Source organism: Methylophilus sp. Leaf414 (genome assembly GCF_001425425.1).
In the GTDB taxonomy this organism is placed as follows: Bacteria; Pseudomonadota; Gammaproteobacteria; order Burkholderiales; family Methylophilaceae; genus Methylophilus.
Map to the genome: position 1 here is coordinate 117,492 of NZ_LMQQ01000006.1, position 22,020 is coordinate 139,511.

A 22,020-nucleotide genomic window follows, 5' to 3' on the forward strand; every position below is an offset into this window, starting at 1 on the left:
GAAAGATCGACCGTTTCTTTGATGGTTGAGCGGCCGGATGGCTTTGCAAGGTCGACTCAGACGGTCTCGAATTCAGGTGGATGAGGTGTTGCCTGCACGTTGTTCTATCAATTGCAGGTAATGCGCGACATCGAGGCTGGTCTGGTTGCGCTGTGCTAGCCAGATGGTTTCTGCCAGGCATTCGAGTAAAGCATGTTGTGCCTCATGCTCCTCTTGATAACGGGTACATAGTTTGCCATAAGCTTGTGTAATGCCAGCCGGCTGGTTGATGCTGATCTGCTCTTGTATGGATAAATGCAGGCTCATATGCAAAAACGGGTTGGTTTCGCCCATTTCCGGATAATAGGCTTGTTGCAAATGTTGTTCCGGCGCGTCCAGAATGGCTTGGTATTCAGGATGCAGGTGCATAATACCGACTGCCATTTTCTCAAGTCCGGTCAGCACTTTCTGCTGCTGGAATTTAGCCCACGCATCAAAGAAAAATTGCCTGACTTCGTCTCGACTAGGGTTGAATAAAGCCATGTTTAGTTTCCTGTTGGAGGCAACACCGGATGTATTTGTTTATCACGGTATTCGCATAAATCGACTATGCAGCAGATGCCACATTTGGGATTTCGCGCGACGCAGGTATAACGTCCGTGCAAAATTAACAAGTGGTGAGCATCCTGTAAAAATTGTTTTGGGGTAGTGCTTAAAAATCGCTGCTCGACTTCAAGCACCGTCTTACCTGGCGCCAGTCTGGTGCGGTTTCCGACGCGGAATAAATGTGTGTCCACAGCAATAGTAGGCTGGCCAAACGCCGTATTCAAAATGACATTGGCAGTTTTGCGCCCCACGCCTGCCAACGCTTCCAACGCTTCACGCTTGTCCGGTACTTGACCCTCATGCAGCGAGATTAGTTGCAGGCAACATTTCAATACATTTTTTGCCTTGGCGCGATATAGACCTATAGTTTTAATGTAGCTTTCAAGTCCATCTATGCCCAAGTCAACAATGGCTTGCGGTGTGTTGGCCACTTTAAATAACTTGCGCGTGGCGATATTGACGCCTTTATCCGTAGCCTGGGCAGAGAGAATGACTGCTATTAATAATTCAAACGTAGTGGTGTATTCCAGTTCGGTAGCCGGGTTAGGAATGGCTTGCGCCAGCCTCTGGAAAATAGCGAGTCTTTTTGCGGCATTCATACAAATAGCTTAGTCAAAAGAGTACATATCACGAGTTTTTATAAGATTGACTTTAGCGCTTTAACGCGTGCCATCGCCGCAGCAATGGCAGATTTTTTGATGGCGTCATTGTTAGTGGAAGCAGACATTGACTCATTCACTGATGGGTCGCTAGTTACAACCATAGACTGATTGCGTTTAGCTAATCCCTGTGCGCGTGTTTCTATTTCTCGTTCCAGTCGGGCTTGTCGATTTTGATAACGTCGACGTGCCAGAGCGGCTGCAGCTTTCTCAGTCTCTGCATGTTGCTTAGTCAAGGGCTGCATTGTTATGCAATCGACCGGGCAGGGTGCTAAACATAATTCACAGCCGGTACATTCCTGGCTGATCACCGTATGCATGTGTTTGGATGCTCCTAAGATGGCATCGACTGGGCATGCTTTAATGCACAATGTGCAACCAATACAACGCTGCTCATCAATCACAGCAACCGCTTTGGGTTTGGTAAAGCCGTGTGCGGTATTGAGCGGAAGGTCAGGTACATTTAAAAGTACCGACAAAGCATGTATGCCTGCTTCACCACCTGGTGGGCATTGATTAATGTTGGCCGAACCCTGGGCGATAGCAGTTGCATAAGGTTTGCATCCGGCATAGCCGCATTGCTGACATTGGGTTTGTGGCAATATTGCATCAATACGCTCAATCAGAATGTCATCTAAATTACTTTGCTGGTTGTTGGCGGTAGCGTCTGTATGAGTCGCCATCGCGTCATGGCTTAATGGTTGCATGAGGTCACGTCGTCAGCGTTCTTCCACCTTCAATTATCAATCAGCATATTATAGCTGAATCTAAGTTGCGCTATTTGATTCAAGGCTTTAGAAGAAAGCTTTACCAGCAAGATTACTGTCTTTTTTGATTTCTAAGATTGGTTAAGAAATCGTATTGTTTGCAGTTATTTAGGTAGCATCAAGGGATAATGGTATTGCGGTCGGCTTCCTTGGCGTTCGGTTGCATAATCAGTTAAAATAACCGCTTTATTGTTGAATGGCAGAAGTATGTTAACGGGCAGTTTGGTGGCAATTGTAACCCCAATGTTTGAAGATGGTCGTTTGGATCTGGATGCCCTCAAAAAACTGATCGATTTCCATATCGAAGCGGGCACAGACGGCATCGTGATTGTCGGCACAACAGGTGAGTCGCCAACCGTCGATGTCGATGAGCATTGTGCGTTGATTAAGACCACGGTTGAATACGTAGCCAAGCGTATCCCGGTCATTGCAGGTACCGGAGCAAACTCAACTTCAGAAGCCATCGAACTGACTGCAAAAGCCAAAGCGCTTGGCGCAGACGCTTGCCTGCTGGTTGCGCCTTATTACAACAAGCCCTCACAGGAAGGCTTATATCAGCATTTTAAAGCGGTGGCTGAAGCCGTTGATATCCCGCAAATTCTTTATAATGTGCCAGGACGTACAGGCTGCGACCTGACAAATGAAACGGTATTGCGGCTGGCCAGTGTACCTAACATTGTAGGCATCAAAGATGCTACAGGCGGCATAGAACGCGGTACGGATTTATTGCTCCGCGTGCCGGCAGATTTTGCTGTGTATAGCGGCGATGATGCGAGTGCATTGGCGTTGATGTTGCTGGGTGGCAAAGGCGTCATTTCTGTGACGGCGAATGTGGCGCCAGGATTGATGCATGAAATGTGTGATTCCGCTTTAAAAGGTAATCTCGAGAGTGCACGTGCAGCGAATGCCAAACTGTTTGGCTTGCACCAAAAGTTATTTGTAGAGGCTAATCCTATTCCAGTGAAATGGGTGTTACAACAAATGGGTCTGATTGCTACCGGTATTCGTTTACCACTGGTGAATCTATCAACCCAATATCATGAAGTGCTACGTCACGCCATGAAACAGGCGGAAATCGCATCTTAAATGAGGAAAATGACTTACATGAGTAATGTGTTTGTACAGCGTACGCTGCTGATGTGTTTAATCATCGTGTTGGCAGGTTGCGACTCGATACCATTCTTAAATAACAGTTCTGATTACAAGGGTGCCGGACGTTCCAAATCACTGGAAGTGCCACCTGACCTGACTTCAGTGCGCACAAGTAGTACTTATAATGTGCCGGGTGCGACCAACTATTCTACCTACAGCCAGAATCAGGAAGCGCAAGAGCAGAATGGCCCGCAGCCAGTACTGAGCGATATGAAGAATGTGCGTATGGTGAAAGCCGGAACCCAGCGCTGGCTGGTAGTCAACGCACCTCCGGAAAAAGTGTGGCCGATTGTGCGCGATTTCTGGCTGGACCAGGGCTTTGCCGTACGTGTGGAAAATCCTGAAATTGGGGTCATTGAGACTGAGTGGCTACAGACGGATGCGATTAAGCCTAAAGAAGATAATCGCGGTTATGGTGAAAAGTTTGATGCATGGCTGGATAAATTGTCTGGTTTTGCAGATAGAAGAAAATTCCGCACCCGGCTGGAACGTGGTGAAAAAGACGGTACAACCGAAATTTACATGACCCATCGTACGGTGGCGGGTGCGCCGGATGATGGTAAGAATTACGTCAACACGCAGCTGGGTAAAATTGACACTGGTTATCGTATCAATGCAGCAGAAAATAAAAATACAGCCGGTCAGGAGTTTGATGCTGATCTTGATGCAGAGCTGTTACGGCGCATGATGGTAAAGCTAGGCCTGGATGAACAGAAAGCTGACCAGGTAATGACGCAAGCAGCTTCAGACAAACGTGCAGATGTCGTTAAAGAAGCTGACCAGAGCGTGACGCTGAAATTGAATGAACCATTTGATCGCGCCTGGCGTCGTGTAGGTCTTTCGTTAGACCGTATCGGATTTGTGACCGAAGATAAAAACCGCAACGAAGGTATCTATTACGTTCGTTATGCCGACACCGATGCTGAAGACCCGATCAAGGAGAAAAAAGGCTTGCTCGAACGCCTGAAGTTCTGGGGCAGTGATGAGGATGAAAAAACTGCCACCCCTTCTGAGGTTAAGCAAGGTGATAAGACCAAATTCTGGAAAGGTACTGCAGAAGGTGATAAATCCAGCAAACAGTATCATATCCAGGTGCTGGAAAACGCCGATGACACTACAGATGTGTATGTATTGACCGCTGACAACAAGCGTAATACGTCCACGACGGCGAATCGGATTGTTTCTTTGCTATATGAACAACTCAAGTAATTAAGGTCTGCGTGCGGTTTGCTTCTTTAGGTAGTGGCAGCGCAGGCAATGCGACTCTAGTGGAAGCCGGGGAAACCCGGCTTTTGCTTGACTGCGGGTTTAGCGTCAAGGAGACGGTGCAGCGGTTAGGTCGGCTGGGACTGCAGCCGGAACAGCTGACAGGTATCCTGATTACGCATGAGCATGATGACCATGCGCGCGGTGCCTTTAAGCTTGCAGCGCGGTATCAGGTGCCGGTATGGTTAACGCATGGCACCTATATGATGTGCCAGCGTTATCTTCCCTCTCAAAGTGTTTCTGTACATATCATTGACGCCCACACAACGTTTGCCTTGGAAGAGATTGAGGTAAGCCCTTACCCGGTGCCACATGATGCGCGCGAACCCGCCCAGTTTGTATTTGGCGATGGCGTACGTAAATTTGGTGTATTGACGGATGTTGGTAGCGTGACGCCGCATATTGTCGCCATGTTGCAAGGGTGCGACGGCCTGCTTCTGGAATGTAACCACGACCTGGAAATGCTGCGTACCGGGCCTTATGCCTACTCCCTTAAAAAGCGTGTCGGTGGCTGGCTGGGTCACTTGGATAATCAGACCAGTGCGCAATTGTTAGCGCAACTGGATAACAGCAAGCTGAAACATTTAGTGGCGGCGCATTTAAGCGAGAAAAATAATACGCCTGCTTTGGCTAAGCAGGCGTTGAGTGAAGTATTACAATGTGAAGCTGACTGGGTGCAAATCGCCAGCCAGGAGCAAGGTCTGGACTGGCGGGGCTTGTAAATACGAGGTTAACTTGTCACTGTTGAAAATGGCATTGGTTATCAAGCTAACCTCGCTGATTTTAATCCAGCACGTGAATCTGTTCAGATAACCGTATCATACGCTCTACCGGCGTGACCCATACAATCCCGTCACCGATATTGCCGGTGTGCCCTACCTCGACGATAGTTTGCAGCACGCCTTCAACCAGCTCATCTGGCACCACCATATACAGATAAACTTTAGGGCTGTAATCCGTCAGTTCTTCCCGCACGCCGACGCTAGGTTTTTGCAAATGGTGCCCGCAGCCTTCAACCTTGTTAACCGACATGCCGGGGAAACCTTTGATGTTACGCAGTGCCGAGCGGATTTTTGCTAATCTGGCCGGCTGTATGACTGCTTTGATTTCTTTCATAAAAATATCCTTTTGAGCACTTACTCACTGGCCGGCATTATGCCTCTATCTTGCTTTCTTCAAACTTACGATACAGCGTTGGTACCACAATAAGGGTCAGCAGGGTGGAGGTGATCAAGCCACCGATCACAACAATTGCCAGTGGGCGCTGTACCTCTGACCCTGGCCCAGTGGCAAACAGGAAAGGTACCAGGCCCAGCATGGCTACAGTGGCAGTCATCATCACCGGCCGAAAACGCTGGGCACAACCTTGCAGGATCGCATCCATCTGGCTCTTGCCCTCATCACGCAAGGTGCGGATATACGATACCAGTACGACCGCATTCAGCACGGCAATCCCCCACAAGGCAATAAAGCCAACTGATGCCGGTACGGACAAATACTCACCCGTGATAAATAAGGCAATCACGCCGCCAATCGAAGCAAACGGCAATACCAGAATAATCATGGTGGCAAAGCGCATCGACTGGAACAGCAGGAATAGCAGGAAGAAAATCGCCGCAATGGTGACCGGAATGATGACCATCAGGTGACCCATGGCGCGTTCCATGTTCTGGAACTGGCCACCGTACTCCAGATAGTAGCCATCTGGTAGTTGCAGTCTTTGTCCCAGAACTTGCTGCAGTTCTGCCACAAAGCCACCCAAGTCCCGGTCTTTCACGTTGACACCAATCACAATACGGCGCTTGGCCAGTTCGCGGCTGATCTGTGCCGGACCATCCTTGACCTCAATATCCGCCACATCATCCAGTGCCACACGTGAACCGTTAGGCGAGGTCAGCATAATATTGCGGATAGCTTCTTCGTTATTACGGAAAGACTCCGGATAACGCACCGCCGCCGAGAACCTGCGTTGACCTTCAAAAATTTCGGTCGCGATTTTGCCACCAATCGCCGTTTCAACGATATCGTGGACATCCGCAGTATTAATACCATGACGGGCAATCGCCTGGCGGTCAATTGTGATATTCAGGTATTGTTGGCCTGATACTTTTTCCACCTTGATTTCGGTTGCGCCAGTGACAGTGCCGGCAATCTTGGCAATTTCATCCGCTTTCTGTTTCAACGTATCTAGGTCTTCGCCGAATATCTTGACCGCCACATCAGCACGAACGCCGGTCAGCAATTCATCGACACGGTCAGAAATCGGTTGCGCCATGATAATTTGCACGCCAGGAATATTTTTCTCGAGCACAGCACGCATTTTTTCGGCAATGTCATCCTGATTCCAGCCTGCCGGCCATTCGTCACGCGGTTTCAGGCTGATAATCGGGGTGGACTCGTTTTGCGCCTGTGCATCCGCCGGACTTTCACCACGTCCCAGCCCGGAAATGGCAGATTTAACGCCTGGCACTTGCTCCATAATCAGCTTCATCGCTTTATTTTCCATTTTCATGGATTCTTCCAGCGAAATGTTGGGCACCCGGTTAATCCCTGGAACGATAGAACCTTCTTTCATTTCCGGGATGAAAGATGTGCCCAAAAACGGAAACAGTGCAATCGTGCCGACAAACAGAAGGGCCGAGAAGAGAATTGTTTTCTTCTCGTTATGGAGTACCCAGGTCAAGGCGGACAAGTAAGGTTTCTTGATCGTCTGTATTAGCTTGGTATCTTCGCCGCTACCGCCTTTTAGAAAATAGGAGCAGAGCGCTGGCGTCATCGTCAGTGATAACACCAGCGAGACAAACAGGGCGATAGCAATCGTATACGCCAGTGGCGCAAACATCTTGCCCTCCATGCCTTCGAGAGTCATCAGCGGCAAGAACACCAGGATGATAATGCCTACACCAAATAATACCGGTGTGGCCACTTCACTGGCAGCTTCCAGAACGACACGGATTTTGCTCTCGTCCTTGCGATGCCCAAGATGGTGAAAGGCGTTTTCAACCACCACCACTGAGCCATCGACCATCAAACCAACCGCAATCGCCAGGCCACCCAGTGACATCAGGTTGGCAGAAATACCGTAATGATTCATCACCATAAAAGTGATCAGCGGAGTGAGGATTAATGTACCCACCACGATCAGGCTGGAACGTACGTCGCCCAGGAACAGGAACAGGATAACCACTACCAGGATAATGCCTTCAATCAGCACTTTGGTGACAGTGTGCAGCGCGGCGTCAACCAGTTCGCTACGGTCATAATAAGGCACAATTTGCAGGCCATGCGGTAACATGCCCTTGCTGTTGATTTCCTCTACACGGGCTTTGATACGACTCACCACTTCTTTGGCGTTACCGCCGCGCATCATGATCGCAATGCCGCCAACCGATTCGGTATCACCATTTTTGAGTACCACGCCGACACGTACTTCATGGCCTATGGTCACTTCTGCCACATCGCGGATATAGACCGGCGTTCCGTTCTCTTCCTTGAGCACCATATTGCGGATGTCATCCAGGTTTTGCACCAGGCCAACGCCACGAATCAGGTATTGCTCTGCATAGTGAGGAAGAATGCCACCACCACTATTGGCATTGTTGCGTGCCAATGCTTCGTAGACATCTTTGAGCTTAATAGAAAAGTGCGTCATCCGGTCAGGGTTGACCAGCACCTGGTATTGTTTGACGTAACCGCCTTGTGAGTTGATTTCGGCAATGCCGGGTATGCCGCGCAACAATGGACGCACAACCCAGTCCTGGATGGCGCGCCTCTCGGTCAGGTCTTCCCGCGTTAGCTCCTTTTTGCCATCACTCGGTTTGTCCAGCGTGAATTGGTAAACTTCACCCAAGCCGGTGGAGACTGGCCCAAGAATAGGTGTGACCCCGACAGGCATGCGTTCCATGACTTCCATCAGGCGTTCCATCACCAGTTGCCGGGCAAAATACACATCGGTGCTGTCCGTGAATACCAGGGTAATCAGTGACAGGGCATTCTTGTTGACCGAACGCATTTCTGTCAGACCGGGCAGGCCGGTCATTGCGATTTCCAGCGGTACCGTGATAAAACGCTCAACTTCTTCCGGTGATTTTCCTGTGGCTTGCGTAGCAATCATCACCTGCACATTGGTCACATCAGGAAAAGCATCCACAGACAGTTTCTGTACTGCGAATAAGCCGGCTCCAATCAGTGCGATGGCAATTACCAGCACAATCAGGCGCTGTTTTAGAGCGCCCCTAATCATCGATTCAATCATGCTTTACTCCATTTCCTTGCGCTTACGCTCGTTGTTCACGTGAAAAGCGCCGTCCAGCACGATTTGATCACCAGGTTGCAGTCCTTGTAATACTTCTCTTTTGTCATCATAAGTACGACCCAATGTGACAGGTAACAATTTGAACTGTTTGGATTTAAGCGTTTGTGAAAATACATGGTCAGCATTGTTTTCACGCACGATTGCAGTGGAAGGAATCGCAATGACTTTTTCCGGTTTGGCCTCCAGCAGTATCGTGATCAGCATGTCAGGTTTCAACAGCATCTTGTTATTGCTGATATTGGCACGTGCCATCACCGTGCGTGTGGCAGGGTTCACGATATCGCCGACAAAAGCCAGGGTGCCGGTCAGTTCAACATCATCCAGTGCAGGCACTTCTATGTTCAGGGACTGGCCTTCCCTGATATGGGCAATCTGCTGCTCAGGAATTTCTGCTACCGCCCAGACGTGCGACAGGTCAGCAATCACAAACAACTCTTCAGCTGGGGCCACGACTTGTCCCAGCCGTGCTTTACGTGCAATCACGGTACCGCTGATTTTCGAATTCACCTGACTGGTAGACATGCCGCTGTTTTGCAAACCCAGTTTCGAAATGCTGCCAGGTGCCATGCCCAGCACCACTAACTGGTCACGTGCGGCATTCACTTCGGCATTAGCCGCATGCAATTCACCTTCACGGCGTTGTAGCTCTGCCTGGCTGATGACATCGGCTTCCAGCAATTGTCTGGCACGGTCAACCGCTTTAGTCTGCAATTGCACCTGCTGGCTGGCTTTGATGTAATTCAATTGATATTGGGCGAGTTCAGTACTTTTTATAGTGGCCAGACGCTGACCGGCTTTGACCTCGTCGCCGAGATTTACATCCAGTGTACTGATACGGCCAGTGATGGAAGCGCCAGCCCTGGACTCATATTGCTCATCTACCTGAATGCGGCCCGGGATGCGTAAGGTATCGATAAACTGCACTTCGTCGACGGCCCCAATCTTGATGTTGGCTTCCAGTTCAGGGGTGAGTGTCACCAGGTTAGGGTCTACCACTGCTTTGGTTTCAGGAGCCGGTGCCGGTTTTTCTGAGCACGCGGTGGACATCACCGCCAGTGCGGCGGTGAACAAAGTTGAAATTAAAATACGAGACATGACCATTCCCTTATGGTTGGACCAAATCAGAACCGATGAAACGTTCGATTTGCAATACACTGAAAAAATAATCGAATTTGGCAATCAGATAGTCACGTCTGACATCACGATTGACGCGTTGCGCATCCAGATATTCCAGGATACCGCGTTCTCCAAATTTATAGGCGGCTTCAGCACGGCTGAGCGTGGCTTCCGATTGTTGCAATAAACCATTTTCAAACACTTTGAGCTGGTTGCTGGCAATGACATTCCGCTGGTAAGCACTGTCAATTTCCTTGCGTAGCACTTGCTTTTGCAATTTGATATTGGCGTCTGCTTCATCGATGCCGGCAGCAGCTTGGGCGATCTGGCCTTCACGCCGGTTCCATACCGGCAATGGCACCACAACACCTACCCTGAACGTATTCAGGTCGGGATCCTGGGTGAAGTCAGACTTTAATGTCAGCCCGGGGAAGCGTAAATCCTTCTCGAGTTTTAACCTGGCTTCTGCGCCATCCTTGGCGGTGATCAGTTGCTGTAAATAAGGATTATTTTCTGCAGACTGGCGCAAAGTTACGATGTCTGGCAAGGGGGCAATAACGGGAGATTGAGGTTTGATGTCAAAGTCATCCGGCATATTCCCTATCATGCCGCGTAAGATGGCTTTCGCTTCATCGATGCGTGTTTGTGCACTGGCGTAATCCCGTTCAGCTACCAGTAATTCGGTATCTGCCTTGATCAGTTCGTATCTGGCCGCTTCGCCAACATCTACTTTGCGTTTGATCTTACTTTGAATCTCCCGCAATACATTCAGGTTGGCACCAAACATCTCAAGTACTTGCTGGCGAAGCTGTACTGTTAAATACGCTTGCTTGATCAGGTTGCGCAGATCAAAACCGGTGGTTTGTATGCCCTTCTCAGCATAGGTGAGTTGCTGCTCAGCCAGCTCCCTGCGTGAAGCACGCGTGCCAGGAAATTCAAGCGGTTGCGAAAGGGTGACACCATAGTTTCTTTCGCTTGCGCCTGGTGTTGGGACACCACGGTATCTTGCCGGGCCTGCCATGATTTCGAGATCAGGGTTAGAAAAAGATCTTGCAACGGTGATGCCTGCCGCAGCAGCTTCAATCTGGGCCTTGCTGACCGCCATCGTCGGGTTTTCGGCGATGGCTTTATCCAGCAGGGTTTTCAGGTCAAACGTAGGTTCAGCAAAGGCTATCGGTGAGATTAGGCAAGACAACCACAGGAGTCTGCACGCTTTCCGCCAGCGGGTATGACTTAACATAACAATCCTTCTCAGATGACTTTGCCTATCATGACATAGTCACCTTAATTAATAATTAATATTGCACTCTAAAACAACAATGTTGATAGAGGGAGGATAGTGCTAAGCGAGTTGGGGCGGCCGGTCCAGCCAGAAAGCGAAGAGGGGATGGTAATCAGGTAAATGATGCTCGGGTGCTTGATGGGAGCTTATATGCAGAGGGTAGCTGAAAGCGGGCAGGGTGATTTTATCTACATCGACCTCAGCCACCTCAAGCATATCGATACAACTGCTTATATCGCCAAAGTCCGCGGACAACGTATCATCTAGCGCGTTGGACATAACGATTGCAGAAGTACCTGTTTGTAGCAGCGTGGTTGTGACTACCGGCTCAGCAGCAGTTGTCTGCAATGCGAACACTAGGCACAACAAATGTAGTAAATAAAAAATTTTTTGCATGTACAAAATCAGCACCGGGAGGTATCGCGTCTTTTCATGGAAATGAGCAAGTACCGTACCAATGATGAATGCGTGCTTAACCTATTGATTTAATACATATCTGAGATGACTTATTTTTGGAGTCAACCTCAGTCGGGATGGCGAATGCACTGTTAATGTGCAAAAACCACAGCGACATTATAGTAGATGTCGCTGTGGGTGCCTAGTTACAATCGGACCAATACGGCTGATTTAGGCCGAAATGGTTTCTTCTTTGAAAATCAACTTGATCTGGTCGTTTTCGTCAATGTCGATATGAACCTGACCACCATCATTCAACCTGCCGAATAACAACTCATCGGCCAATGCTTTACGGATAGTGTCCTGAATCAGGCGAGCCATTGGTCGCGCGCCCATCAGTGGGTCAAAGCCTTTTCTACCCAGGTAAGCTTTAAGCTCATCACTGAAAGTGACATCAACTTTTTTCTCGTGCAACTGATCTTCCAGCTGCATGAGGAATTTATCGACCACACGCAGAATGATTTCCTGGTTCAGCGCTCCAAATGATACTGTCGCATCCAGGCGGTTACGGAACTCAGGGCTGAACAAGCGCTTCAGATCCGCCGCCTCGTCAGTGACGTCTTTACTGTTGGTAAAGCCGATGCTGGCCTTGGACAGGTTTTCCGCACCCGCATTCGTGGTCATGATAATGGTCACGTTGCGGAAATCTGCTTTGCGGCCATTATTATCAGTCAACGTACCATGATCCATTACTTGCAGCAGGATATTGAAAATATCCGGATGTGCTTTTTCAATTTCGTCCAACAGCAAGACGCAATATGGCTGTTTGGTCACGGCTTCAGTCAATAACCCACCCTGGTCAAAACCAACATAGCCCGGAGGCGCACCGATCAGACGCGATACGGCGTGGCGCTCCATATACTCAGACATATCAAACCGCAGTAACTCAATGCCCAAGACATATGCCAACTGTTTCGCGACTTCCGTTTTACCGACACCTGTAGGGCCGGCAAACAGGAAGCTACCAATAGGTTTGTTACCATTCCCCAGGCCACTACGCGCCATTTTCACGGCTGAAGCCAATACATCAATCGCTTTATCCTGGCCGAATACCACTGCTTTCAAATCGCGTTCCAGCGTTTTCAATGCATTGCGGTCATCGGTAGAAATATTTTTTGGCGGAATGCGTGCAATCTTGGCAATGATTTCTTCAATCTCTTTATTGCCAATGATTTTCTTCTGTTTGCTTTTCGGCAGAATACGTTGCGCAGCACCAGCCTCATCAATCACATCAATCGCTTTATCTGGCAAGTGACGGTCATTGATATATTTCGCAGATAATTCAGCTGCCACAGTCAATGCACTGGCGCTGTATTTCACGCTGTGATGTTCTTCAAAACGTGTTTTCAGCCCTTTAAGAATCTCAATCGTTTCAGCTACACTAGGTTCAGCCACATCAATTTTCTGGAAGCGGCGTGACAGGGCGTGATCTTTCTCAAAAATACCGCGGTATTCCTGATAGGTAGTGGCACCTATGCATTTGAGCGAACCGTTAGATAAAGCCGGTTTCAGCAGATTGCTGGCATCCAAAGTACCGCCACTGGCGGAGCCCGCGCCAATGAGTGTATGGATCTCGTCGATGAACAGGATGGCTTCAGGTTTCTCAGCCAGCTGTTTCATCACGGCTTTCAAACGTTGCTCAAAGTCACCACGGTATTTGGTACCGGCCAGCAACGCACCCATATCTAAAGAATAGACGGTAGCATCTTGCAATACCTCAGGGATTTCCTGGTTCACGATACGTGAAGCCAGCCCCTCTGCAATCGCCGTTTTACCTACGCCAGCTTCACCCACTAATAGCGGGTTGTTCTTGCGGCGGCGGCATAAGGTTTGAATCACGCGTTCCAGTTCAAGTCCACGGCCAATCAGCGGATCAATTTTGCCTGCAATCACTTGCGCATTCAGGTTTAGCGTAAAGCTTTCCAGCGCACCGGTAGATACACTTTCACCTTCAGTTTCCTGTTCGGTATTGCTCGCTTTCGGCTCGCTTTCCTGTATTTTGGCGACGCCATGAGAGATGAAATTTACTACATCCAGGCGGGTTACGCCTTGCTGATGCAGGAAAAACACCGCATGAGAATCTTTCTCACCATAAATGGCGACCAGTACATTGGCGCCGGTGACTTCTTTTTTGCCGGAGGATTGCACGTGCAACATGGCACGCTGAATCACGCGCTGGAAACCAAGTGTAGGCTGCGTATCAACCTCATCAGTACCAGCGACAGTGGGAGTGTGTTCTTCAATGTATTGGGTAAGCTCGCTACGCAGGGTATCGAATTTTGCTCCGCATGCGCGTAACACTTCTGCGGCAGTCGGATTATCCAACATTGCCAGCAACAGATGCTCAACTGTAATCAATTCGTGACGCTTTTGTCTGGCGTCCATAAAAGCCATGTGCAGGCTAACTTCAAGTTCTTGAGCAATCATGATGACTTTCCTTAATCCACTACACTACAAAAATACACTAGGAAAAACGCAATGTTCACACACGCTATTAATGTACACCTACAAGCCTCTGTATGTTTACTAATATCGTGCTAGATGATGAAAATTTCAATGGTTCGTATGAGCTATTAAGTAATAATTTGTGAAGCTGCTTATAAATTAAATTGTCCTGGGTCACGCAATGAAATATCACACTCTTATCCTAACACCTGCCAGGTAAACTTGAAGCGCGGGAATGTCGCCATATTCCCTCGATATTCTCAGAATGCCTTGGTATTTTGAGAAAGCATGAACGAACTTAAGCTGCTTCAATCACACATTGCAAAGGATGCTGCGCTTCTTGTGCTGATTCCATCACCTGATGCATTTTGGTTTCAGCGATATCCTGCGGGTAGACACCGCACACTCCGGCGCCTTCAGTATGCACTTTGAGCATGATTTGCGTGGCTTGTTCGCGGGTTTTAGAAAAAAACTGCTCAATCACAGCGACAACAAACTCCATAGGAGTGTAATCGTCGTTTAATAACAACACTTTATATAGCTCTGGAGGTTTTGGTTTGGCGGTTTGTGGATCCAGTGCCAAATCGCCATCACGCTTGGGTCGTACCATAATTTTGCATACCTGATCTTAAGTTTATTGTGCGCCTTGTATGAAAAAATTCAAGTGCTGGCTATGTAACTACAGTTTAAAAAATAATAACTGTGGCTTTTAAAGATAAATTTTGACAAGTTTGACGATGCGGTCCTGCACGTCAACAATCTCCAGGCGATGTTCACCCAGTTTAAAGCTGGTGCCTGGTTCCGGGATATCTTCGAAATGTTCGAGAATCAGACCGTTCAAGGTACGTGGACCATCAATTGGCAGCAAGAGTTTCAGTTTACGGTTGATGTCGCGTAACTGACTGCTACCATCCACCAGCCAGCTACCATCTTCATTTTGGTGGAAATCTTTGGTGCGCTCTGGCGATTGAGTGGTAAATTCACCTACTACTTCCTCCAGAATATCTTCCAGCGTCAGCAAGCCTCTGAATTCACCATACTCATCCACCACCAGGGCAATCCGCTCATGGTGTTTCTGGAACTGTTGCAACTGGGTATATAGAGGCGTACCGGACGGAATATAGTAGGGAGGGCTAATCGCGGCCTGTAACAAGCCTTTGCTCGGCGCTTTGCCGATATGGAAGTCACGTAATAATGGCAGTACTTTGCGTACATGTACTATGCCAACAATATCTTCATGATCGCCTTGCCTGACCGGCAATCGGGAATGATGGCTATTCGCCAGCTGTTCCATGATCTGTTCAATCGGATGGTCCAGATCAACAAACTCAACCTGTGTGTGCGCTGTCATCACATGGTCGACAATGATGTCTTCCAGATCGAGCAGGTTAAGTAAAATCATGCGGCTTTGCGAAGGGATATATTGCCCGGCGTCACTGACAATGCTGCGTAATTCATCGGTGGTGACAGAGTGCGCCTGGTCAAAATTGACTTTTACGCCTAAAAGTTTGACGAAGCCTTTAACAAACAGGTTAACAAACCAGACAATCGGGTTGAACAGCCAGATCAGCGGATACAGCAGGTAGCTGGTGGCAAATGCCAGTTTTTCCGCATGCGCAGCCGCAATCACCTTTGGGGAAATTTCACTGAATACCAGAATGGCAAAGGTAATGGCTAAAGAGCCCAGCATCAGCACATAATCGCCTTCACCAAACAGCCGCTCTGCAATAATTACCTCCAGCGTAGATGAGCCGACGATACAAAAGGTATTGCCCAATAAGATGGCACCCAGGGTTTTATCGGTTTGAGCGATGAGCCGGCTGGCGAGTTTTGCACCGCGGTGACCCTGTTTCGCCATATGCCGCATGCGGTAGCGGTTGACGGACATCAGGCTGGTTTCAGCGACCGAGAAAAAAGCCGTGAATGACAGTAGCAGAATTAATAAGCCGATCTGCCAACTTAAAGGAATATTGTCCAAGGGAGTGGGGTAAAAAACAAGAAGCCACTAGTGTACCCACCAGTGGCTAAAAATCAAGAAAAACACAGACTAATCAACGCATGTCCCTAGCAAAACCGTTTGCTCACATATTGTGGGAGTTTTATGGCGCATCATTAATGTGCCATACGTTAATCAATATTTAAGGTGTGAGTGCGGCTTCGTCTTCTTTAGGTTTTTTCTCGGCGTCGCCAATCAGATTGGCACGGCTTACACCCAGCCACATGGCGATTGGGCAGGCAACCAATACTGAAGAATAAATACCGAACAAAATACCAATGGTCAGTGCCAGCGAGAAGTTGTGCAGGGTTTCACCGCCAAAAAACAACATGGAGCAAACCATGGTTTGTGTCATCAAGTGGGTGATGATAGTGCGCGACATCGTGCGGGTAATCGCATTATCAATCACATGCACTGCAGATGCCTTGCGCATTTTTTTGAAGTTTTCACGTACCCGGTCAAACACCACTACTGATTCATTCACTGAATAGCCAAGCACCGCCAGAATGGCAGCGAGCACCGTCAGGTTGAACTCCCATTGGAAGAAAGCGAAAAAGCCGAGAATAATGATGACGTCATGCATGTTGGCGATAATGGCGGCCACCGCAAAACGCCACTCAAAACGTAAGGCCAGATAGCCCATAATCCCTGCACATACCAGCAATAAGGCCAGTGCGCCATTTTCATAAAGCTCTTCACCGACCTGCGAACCGACAGACTCTACCCGGCGAATTTCTGCGCCGCTATCAGCATCTTTCAGGGATGAGGAGATTTTTTCCGACAATTGCGCAATCGATAATTCTTTTTTGACTGGCAACCGGATCAGTACGTCCTGGCTTGAGCCAAAGTTTTGTACCGTCACATCTTTGAGGCCGGTGTTATCGATCACTTCACGGATTTTGCCGATATTGGCAGTGGTCGGGTAATGCACTTCCATCACTGTGCCGCCGGTAAAATCCACACCGTAATGCAAGCCGCGATGCATCAGGAAAAACACCGCCAATATAAAAGTAATCAGCGATATTGAAGTGGTCAGACGCCCGTAACTCATAAACGGGATATCTTTTTTAATTCTGAATAATTCCATAATCTGTTCTCAAATAGGTTGTGACAGCAATCACTGCACCGAATCGGTTAGCCGATCGGTAGACTCTCGATTTTGCGGCGATAGCCGTACAACAGATTGACCATCGCACGGGATACCAGCACAGCGCTGAACATCGAAGTCATAATCCCCAATACGTGTACAACGGCAAAGCCTTTGATCGGGCCGGTACCAAACATAAACAACGCCAGACCGGCAATCAAGGTAGTCACGTTGGAGTCGAGAATCGTGTCAAACGCACGGTCATAACCAGCGTGGATGCTGGCTTGCGGCGTATTGCCATTGCGCAACTCTTCACGGATACGCTCGTTGATCAGCACGTTGGCATCAATCGCCATCCCCAGCGCCAGCGCAATCGCAGCCAGGCCTGGCAAGGTCAGCGTTGCTTGCAGCATGGAAAGAATCGCCACCAGCAGCAACAGGTTGACACCCAATGCCATGACGGAAACGCCACCGAACACCATGTAGTAGATGATCATCATCACTGCAATGGCTGCAAAACCCCACAGGGTGGAGTGCACGCCGCGCTTGATGTTTTCTTCACCCATGCTAGGACCAACGGTACGTTCTTCAATGATTTCCATAGGCGCGGCCAAAGCACCGGCACGCAGCAGCAATGAAATATCAGTCGCTTCCTGCGCATTCGCCATGCCGGAGATCTGCACACGGCCGCCACCGATTTCTTCATTGATCACAGGCGCTGTCACCACTTCGGTGCTACCTTTTTCAATCAGCAAAATCGCCATGCGCTTGCCTACATTTTCGCGGGTAACGTTTTTGAAGATGCCAGCCCCACGACCATCCAGTGTGACGTTAACAACAGAAGAACCATTCTGGCCGTTTACACCAGGGCCCGCATCTGTGATGCGGTCACCAGTCAGTACAACACTTTTCTTGACCAATACCGGGCGGCTGTCACGGTCAAAGTACAACTCATCGCCAAAGGGTACCTGGCCGTTTTGCGCTTTTTGCAAAGTCGCCATATCGGCTTTTTCTTCGTCAACCATGCGAATTTCCAGTGTCGCTGTGCGACCTAAAATTTCTTTGGCTTTCGCTGTATCCTGCACGCCAGGTAATTGCACCACAATCCGGTCTATGCCTTGCTGCTGCACAATCGGCTCGGCCACACCCAGTTCATTGATCCGGTTATGCAAGGTTTGCAGGTTCTGCTTCAGTGCAAACTCCTGAATGCGTTTTTGCGCCATGGTGCTCATACTGGCGGTCACGCTAAAGTCTTTGTCGCTACCGCTGACTTTATAGGTCAGGTCTGAAAAATCTTTTGCCAGCAGATTGCGCGCTTTAGTCGCTTCCGCTTCAGATTCAAATTTAATCACTACCACCTGGCCCTGGCGCTCAATGCCGTAGTAATTAATTTTTTCTTTACGCAATGACATGCGGAAATCGCCAACGGTGCTTTCCGCAGCTTTATCCAAAGCCGCTTTCATGTCCACCTGCAACAGGAAATGCACACCACCACGTAAATCCAGTCCCAAATACATAGGCTTGGCGCCTATGCTTTGCAGCCAGTTTGGCGTTTGCGGCACCAGGTTGAGTGCTACCGTGTAATCTTTGCCCAAAGTGGATACCAGCTTATCTTTGGCTAATAACTGGGTATCTGTATTGGCAAAGCGGACTTTCACGCCACTTGCATCCAGAAACACCCCGTCAAATGGGATATTCGCCAGTTTTAAAGCGCTTTCCACTTTTTGCAACAGGCTTTCGTCTACTTTGAGCGAGGTTTTCGCCGGGCTGATTTGCACCGCTGGCGATTCACCAAAAAAGTTGGGGATGGTGTATAGCAAGCCAATGACGATGACTGTGCCAATCAGCACGTATTTCCATAATGGATAACGGTTCATAAAAAACTCTTATACGGAATAAAGGACTGGAAAGTGGCCACTTGAATTAAATGGATTTTATGGTGCCAGGTGGCAGCAAGGTCTGTACGGTGTGCTTTTGTACATTGACCACAGTGTTTGCGGCGATCTCAACGCTGATAAAGCTCTCACCTACTTTAGTTACTTTGCCGACGATACCACCGGTAGTCGCGACTTCGTCACCAGCTTTAAGTGTTTCTAGCATAGATTTGTGTTGTTTTGCCTGTTTCACTTGCGGACGGATCAGCATGAAATAGAACAGCACGAAAATAACAATCATTGGCACGAAGCTCATGATATCGCTGGTTGTTGCAGTGGCTGCATAGGCATTACTAATCAACATATTTTTTCTTCCTGAATCAATCTACTGAATAACACGCGATTTTAGCACAGGCAGGTGAAGAATGAACGAGCGGGGAGAAGAGGGGTGGGTATGCAAGTTAAAAGGACGCTTGGGCGGTGATTTGCAGATATTCGTGATAGGGCGCTTCGCTTGTTATTTGTCAGACTTGAAGCGTGATTTTCAGTTCGACATTCCGGCGTAGGCCGGAATCCAGGCAAGGATATAGTGTTTTGTTTGAGTCACGATAGATAACCCGATGCCAATCAAACGGTAGGATTACTAGTTACTTTTTTATATTTAATATCCCAAGGAATATTGCCAATCTATCAGTTGCCTGATAAAACTGGCTTTGAATGAGATCAGCGCTTCTCCGCCCTCTTGCTGGCGAATTCAATTTTAAATGCTTCAAACCTTTTTTCCTCAATCGCCGCCCGCATGCCCTGCATCAAAAACTGATAGTAATGTAGATTATGAATAGTGTTTAAGCGCGCACCCAGAATCTCACCAATCCGATACAAATGATGCAAATAGCTACGGCTAAAGTTGCAGCAGGTATAACATTCACATTCTTCATCCAGAGGACGTGTGTCAGTTTTATAAGTAGCATTCTTTATTTTGACATCGCCGTATTGCGTAAACAGCCAGCCATTACGTGCATTCCGCGTTGGCATGACGCAATCAAACATATCGATGCCATAGCTGACTGCATCCACCAAATCTTCCGGCGTACCGACGCCCATTAGGTAACGTGGTTTGTCTTTTGGCATTTGTGGTGCGGTATGCGCCAAAATGCGCAGCATATCCTCTTTGGGTTCGCCGACTGACAGGCCACCAATTGCATAGCCATCAAAACCTATCTTTTCCAGGCCCTGGCGGGAGATATCGCGTAGGTCTTCAAACATACCGCCCTGGATAATGCCGAACAAGGCGTTTTTCTCCTGGCTTGTTGTGACTGCATTGCCGTTGTCATTGGCTTGTTCGCTTTGCTGTACTAGCTGCCTTAATTCGTCTTCGCCACCCTGCAAGGCCATTGCCTGGGGGATGGTTTGATTCTGGTATACATTGAACGCATCACGGCTGCGTTGCGCCCAACGCAGGCTGAGTTCCATCGACTGTCTGGCTTCATGATGAGTCGCTGGGTAGGGTGTGCATTCGTCAAAAATCATGACGATGTCGCTGTTGAGTACACGCTGGATGCGCATGGATTCTTCGGGTGTCAGAAAGCAGCTGTCCCCGTTAATGGGAGATTTAAACTTGACGCCAGCCTCAGAAATTTTGCGCAACTCACCCAGGCTCCAGACCTGGAAGCCGCCGGAATCGGTGAGGATCGGTTTATTCCAGCCCATAAATTTATGCAGGCCTTCATGTGCAGCTACTACTTCCAAACCGGGGCGTAACCATAGGTGAAAAGTATTGCCGAGAACAATGTGCGCCTGGATTTCGTTCAGCTCCAGTGGTGACATGGCTTTGACCGTACCGTAAGTGCCAACCGGCATAAAAGCGGGGGTTTGTACTTCGCCGTGGGGTAGGTATACGGTGCCGCGTCTGGCAAGGCCATCGGTGTTGTGTAAAGAAAACTGCATGAAAATGACGTTAAATAGCTGAAATAAACGACTATTTTATCACAGCGAGGGTACGCTTCCCGTTTGCTTGATAGGTCCCTTCGAACGCTTGGCCAAGCTTGCATTTTTTGTGATTGCCCGCAACAATGCGCATATCTGTATTCTTGAATTCTCCTATGGCTGACCAACAAACCCGCCTGTCCCGACGTGAAGAACATACCACTTTGCGTCAGCGTGGCATTTATTTGCTGCCCAATCTGTTCACCTCTGCCTCTTTGTTTGGCGGTTTCTATGCCATTGTGCAGGCGATGAACCAGCATTTTGAACAGTCTGCGATAGCGATTTTTATCGCCATGGTACTGGATGGCCTGGATGGCCGTGTTGCGCGGATGACGAATACGCAGAGTGCCTTCGGCGCTGAATATGACAGCCTGGCGGATATGGTTTCGTTTGGCGTAGCACCGGCACTGATTGTGTATGTGTGGGCGTTGCAACCAATGAATAAACTGGGCTGGATCGCAGCATTTATTTATTGTGCCTGTGCTGCCTTGCGACTGGCGCGTTTCAATACCAAGATTGATGACCCGTTCCAGGATAAACGCTATTTCCAGGGATTGCCTAGCCCGGCTGCGGCAGCATTGCTGGCTGGGTTTGTCTGGGTATCTTACGAATATAATATTGATGGTCGCGAAATCTTTTTTGGTGCGGTGCAGGTGAAATGGATTGCCTGGTGCCTGACTATTTTTGCTGCCGGTTCCATGGTATCTGATCTCAAGTTTTACAGCGGTAAGGATATCAACCTGCGACACTCTGTGCCTTTCGTCGCGATTCTGGCAGTGATGCTGGCATTCGTGTTGATTTCGTATAGCCCGCCGGAAGTGTTATTCAGTGTGGTGTTTGTGTATGCCTTATCCGGATACTATTTATGGATGCGCGACAGAATGGCTGCAAAAAATAAAACCTGAGTCATGTAGAAACTGAGACGCGCCAACCTGGCGCGTTTTTTGTTGGTCTTGATGATAGCACTTATGTAAGTCCACGAATCCTGCGGGACTTTGATGGTCAATTGATTGCCAAGCAGGTAAAATTCCGGC

At 48.7% G+C, this 22,020-nt stretch carries 19 protein-coding genes; 4 read left to right on the top strand and 15 right to left on the bottom strand.

Going from position 1 to position 22,020, the window contains the following annotated elements; all coding sequences use genetic code 11:
• Positions 1 to 72 precede the first annotated feature (72 nt).
• From ASG24_RS14070 to rsxB, 3 genes are read right to left on the bottom strand one after another with little or no spacing between them, the layout of a single operon-like run.
• Complete coding sequence (locus tag ASG24_RS14070) at positions 73 to 522, bottom strand: DUF1841 family protein (RefSeq protein WP_055826819.1); 450 nt, start codon at positions 520 to 522, stop codon at positions 73 to 75.
• Positions 523 to 524: 2 nt separating this feature from the next.
• The gene (nth, locus tag ASG24_RS14075) at positions 525 to 1,184 is read right to left on the bottom strand and encodes an endonuclease III (RefSeq protein ID WP_055872262.1); all 660 of its coding nucleotides are present in this window, start codon (positions 1,182 to 1,184) and stop codon (positions 525 to 527) included.
• A gap of 38 nt (positions 1,185 to 1,222) precedes the next feature.
• A complete protein-coding gene (rsxB, locus tag ASG24_RS14080; protein WP_055872263.1) occupies positions 1,223 to 1,927 on the bottom strand; it encodes an electron transport complex subunit RsxB in 705 nt (234 codons plus the stop codon).
• A gap of 291 nt (positions 1,928 to 2,218) precedes the next feature.
• Between rsxB and dapA the strand changes: the two genes are divergently transcribed.
• Genes dapA through ASG24_RS14095 form a run of 3 tightly spaced genes read left to right on the top strand, consistent with a single transcriptional unit; the run spans position 2,219 to position 5,151 of the window.
• Positions 2,219 to 3,097, top strand: a complete 879-nt coding sequence (gene dapA, locus ASG24_RS14085) for a 4-hydroxy-tetrahydrodipicolinate synthase (protein WP_055872264.1) — start codon at positions 2,219 to 2,221, stop codon at positions 3,095 to 3,097.
• An 18-nt stretch (positions 3,098 to 3,115) separates the two neighbouring features.
• Positions 3,116 to 4,372 (top strand): outer membrane protein assembly factor BamC, encoded by a 1,257-nt coding sequence (gene bamC / locus ASG24_RS14090; protein WP_055872265.1) that lies wholly within the window; start codon positions 3,116 to 3,118, stop codon positions 4,370 to 4,372.
• A gap of 11 nt (positions 4,373 to 4,383) precedes the next feature.
• Positions 4,384 to 5,151 (top strand): MBL fold metallo-hydrolase, encoded by a 768-nt coding sequence (locus ASG24_RS14095; protein ID WP_055872266.1) that lies wholly within the window; start codon positions 4,384 to 4,386, stop codon positions 5,149 to 5,151.
• Between the two features lie 61 nt (positions 5,152 to 5,212).
• Here the strand turns inward: ASG24_RS14095 and ASG24_RS14100 are convergent, their stop codons facing one another.
• The 12 genes from ASG24_RS14100 to ASG24_RS14155 form a co-directional block, all read right to left on the bottom strand.
• Complete coding sequence (locus tag ASG24_RS14100; RefSeq protein ID WP_055826814.1) at positions 5,213 to 5,545, bottom strand: P-II family nitrogen regulator; 333 nt, start codon at positions 5,543 to 5,545, stop codon at positions 5,213 to 5,215.
• A gap of 37 nt (positions 5,546 to 5,582) precedes the next feature.
• Positions 5,583 to 8,684, bottom strand: coding sequence for an efflux RND transporter permease subunit (locus tag ASG24_RS14105; RefSeq protein ID WP_055826812.1), 3,102 nt, complete (start codon positions 8,682 to 8,684; stop codon positions 5,583 to 5,585).
• A gap of 3 nt (positions 8,685 to 8,687) precedes the next feature.
• Positions 8,688 to 9,839 (bottom strand): efflux RND transporter periplasmic adaptor subunit, encoded by a 1,152-nt coding sequence (locus ASG24_RS14110; protein ID WP_055826809.1) that lies wholly within the window; start codon positions 9,837 to 9,839, stop codon positions 8,688 to 8,690.
• Between the two features lie 10 nt (positions 9,840 to 9,849).
• A complete protein-coding gene (locus tag ASG24_RS14115) occupies positions 9,850 to 11,100 on the bottom strand; it encodes a TolC family protein (RefSeq protein WP_229007909.1) in 1,251 nt (416 codons plus the stop codon).
• A 102-nt stretch (positions 11,101 to 11,202) separates the two neighbouring features.
• Positions 11,203 to 11,499 carry a hypothetical protein gene (locus ASG24_RS14120; RefSeq protein ID WP_235562431.1) on the bottom strand — a complete coding sequence of 99 codons (297 nt, stop codon included), beginning with the start codon at positions 11,497 to 11,499 and terminating at the stop codon, positions 11,203 to 11,205.
• 270 nt (positions 11,500 to 11,769) lie between these two features.
• Positions 11,770 to 14,025: an ATP-dependent Clp protease ATP-binding subunit ClpA gene (clpA, locus tag ASG24_RS14125; protein WP_055826803.1), complete on the bottom strand. Its 2,256-nt coding sequence runs from the start codon at positions 14,023 to 14,025 to the stop codon at positions 11,770 to 11,772.
• 316 nt (positions 14,026 to 14,341) lie between these two features.
• Positions 14,342 to 14,653 carry an ATP-dependent Clp protease adapter ClpS gene (gene clpS, locus ASG24_RS14130; RefSeq protein WP_055826799.1) on the bottom strand — a complete coding sequence of 104 codons (312 nt, stop codon included), beginning with the start codon at positions 14,651 to 14,653 and terminating at the stop codon, positions 14,342 to 14,344.
• A gap of 99 nt (positions 14,654 to 14,752) precedes the next feature.
• Entirely contained in the window at positions 14,753 to 16,021 is a 1,269-nt protein-coding gene (locus ASG24_RS14135; RefSeq protein ID WP_055826796.1) for an HlyC/CorC family transporter, read from the bottom strand.
• A gap of 160 nt (positions 16,022 to 16,181) precedes the next feature.
• Positions 16,182 to 17,126, bottom strand: a complete 945-nt coding sequence (secF, locus tag ASG24_RS14140; RefSeq protein ID WP_055872268.1) for a protein translocase subunit SecF — start codon at positions 17,124 to 17,126, stop codon at positions 16,182 to 16,184.
• A 47-nt stretch (positions 17,127 to 17,173) separates the two neighbouring features.
• On the bottom strand, positions 17,174 to 19,003 hold the full coding sequence (gene secD / locus ASG24_RS14145; protein ID WP_055872269.1) for a protein translocase subunit SecD: 1,830 nt from the start codon (positions 19,001 to 19,003) through the stop codon (positions 17,174 to 17,176).
• Positions 19,004 to 19,049: 46 nt separating this feature from the next.
• Positions 19,050 to 19,364, bottom strand: a complete 315-nt coding sequence (yajC, locus tag ASG24_RS14150; RefSeq protein WP_055826787.1) for a preprotein translocase subunit YajC — start codon at positions 19,362 to 19,364, stop codon at positions 19,050 to 19,052.
• A gap of 359 nt (positions 19,365 to 19,723) precedes the next feature.
• The gene (locus tag ASG24_RS14155; RefSeq protein ID WP_055872270.1) at positions 19,724 to 20,947 is read right to left on the bottom strand and encodes a tRNA guanosine transglycosylase; all 1,224 of its coding nucleotides are present in this window, start codon (positions 20,945 to 20,947) and stop codon (positions 19,724 to 19,726) included.
• A gap of 155 nt (positions 20,948 to 21,102) precedes the next feature.
• On the opposite strand from ASG24_RS14155, the gene pssA reads away from it, so the two are divergent.
• Positions 21,103 to 21,891, top strand: coding sequence for a CDP-diacylglycerol--serine O-phosphatidyltransferase (pssA, locus tag ASG24_RS14160; RefSeq protein ID WP_055872271.1), 789 nt, complete (start codon positions 21,103 to 21,105; stop codon positions 21,889 to 21,891).
• Positions 21,892 to 22,020: the final 129 nt, after the last annotated feature.

Coding starts and splice junctions, on each gene's coding strand:
- clpS (WP_055826799.1), bottom strand. CDS start 14,653: ATGGTACGACCCAAGCGTGATGGCGATTTGGCACTGGATCCACAAACC.
- bamC (WP_055872265.1), top strand. CDS start 3,116: ATGAGTAATGTGTTTGTACAGCGTACGCTGCTGATGTGTTTAATCATC.
- nth (WP_055872262.1), bottom strand. CDS start 1,184: ATGAATGCCGCAAAAAGACTCGCTATTTTCCAGAGGCTGGCGCAAGCC.
- pssA (WP_055872271.1), top strand. CDS start 21,103: ATGGCTGACCAACAAACCCGCCTGTCCCGACGTGAAGAACATACCACT.
- dapA (WP_055872264.1), top strand. CDS start 2,219: ATGTTAACGGGCAGTTTGGTGGCAATTGTAACCCCAATGTTTGAAGAT.
- secF (WP_055872268.1), bottom strand. CDS start 17,126: ATGGAATTATTCAGAATTAAAAAAGATATCCCGTTTATGAGTTACGGG.
- ASG24_RS14070 (WP_055826819.1), bottom strand. CDS start 522: ATGGCTTTATTCAACCCTAGTCGAGACGAAGTCAGGCAATTTTTCTTT.
- rsxB (WP_055872263.1), bottom strand. CDS start 1,927: ATGGCGACTCATACAGACGCTACCGCCAACAACCAGCAAAGTAATTTA.
- ASG24_RS14100 (WP_055826814.1), bottom strand. CDS start 5,545: ATGAAAGAAATCAAAGCAGTCATACAGCCGGCCAGATTAGCAAAAATC.
- yajC (WP_055826787.1), bottom strand. CDS start 19,364: ATGTTGATTAGTAATGCCTATGCAGCCACTGCAACAACCAGCGATATC.
- ASG24_RS14155 (WP_055872270.1), bottom strand. CDS start 20,947: ATGCAGTTTTCTTTACACAACACCGATGGCCTTGCCAGACGCGGCACC.
- secD (WP_055872269.1), bottom strand. CDS start 19,003: ATGAACCGTTATCCATTATGGAAATACGTGCTGATTGGCACAGTCATC.
- ASG24_RS14115 (WP_229007909.1), bottom strand. CDS start 11,100: ATGTTAAGTCATACCCGCTGGCGGAAAGCGTGCAGACTCCTGTGGTTG.
- clpA (WP_055826803.1), bottom strand. CDS start 14,025: ATGATTGCTCAAGAACTTGAAGTTAGCCTGCACATGGCTTTTATGGAC.
- ASG24_RS14110 (WP_055826809.1), bottom strand. CDS start 9,839: ATGTCTCGTATTTTAATTTCAACTTTGTTCACCGCCGCACTGGCGGTG.
- ASG24_RS14105 (WP_055826812.1), bottom strand. CDS start 8,684: ATGATTGAATCGATGATTAGGGGCGCTCTAAAACAGCGCCTGATTGTG.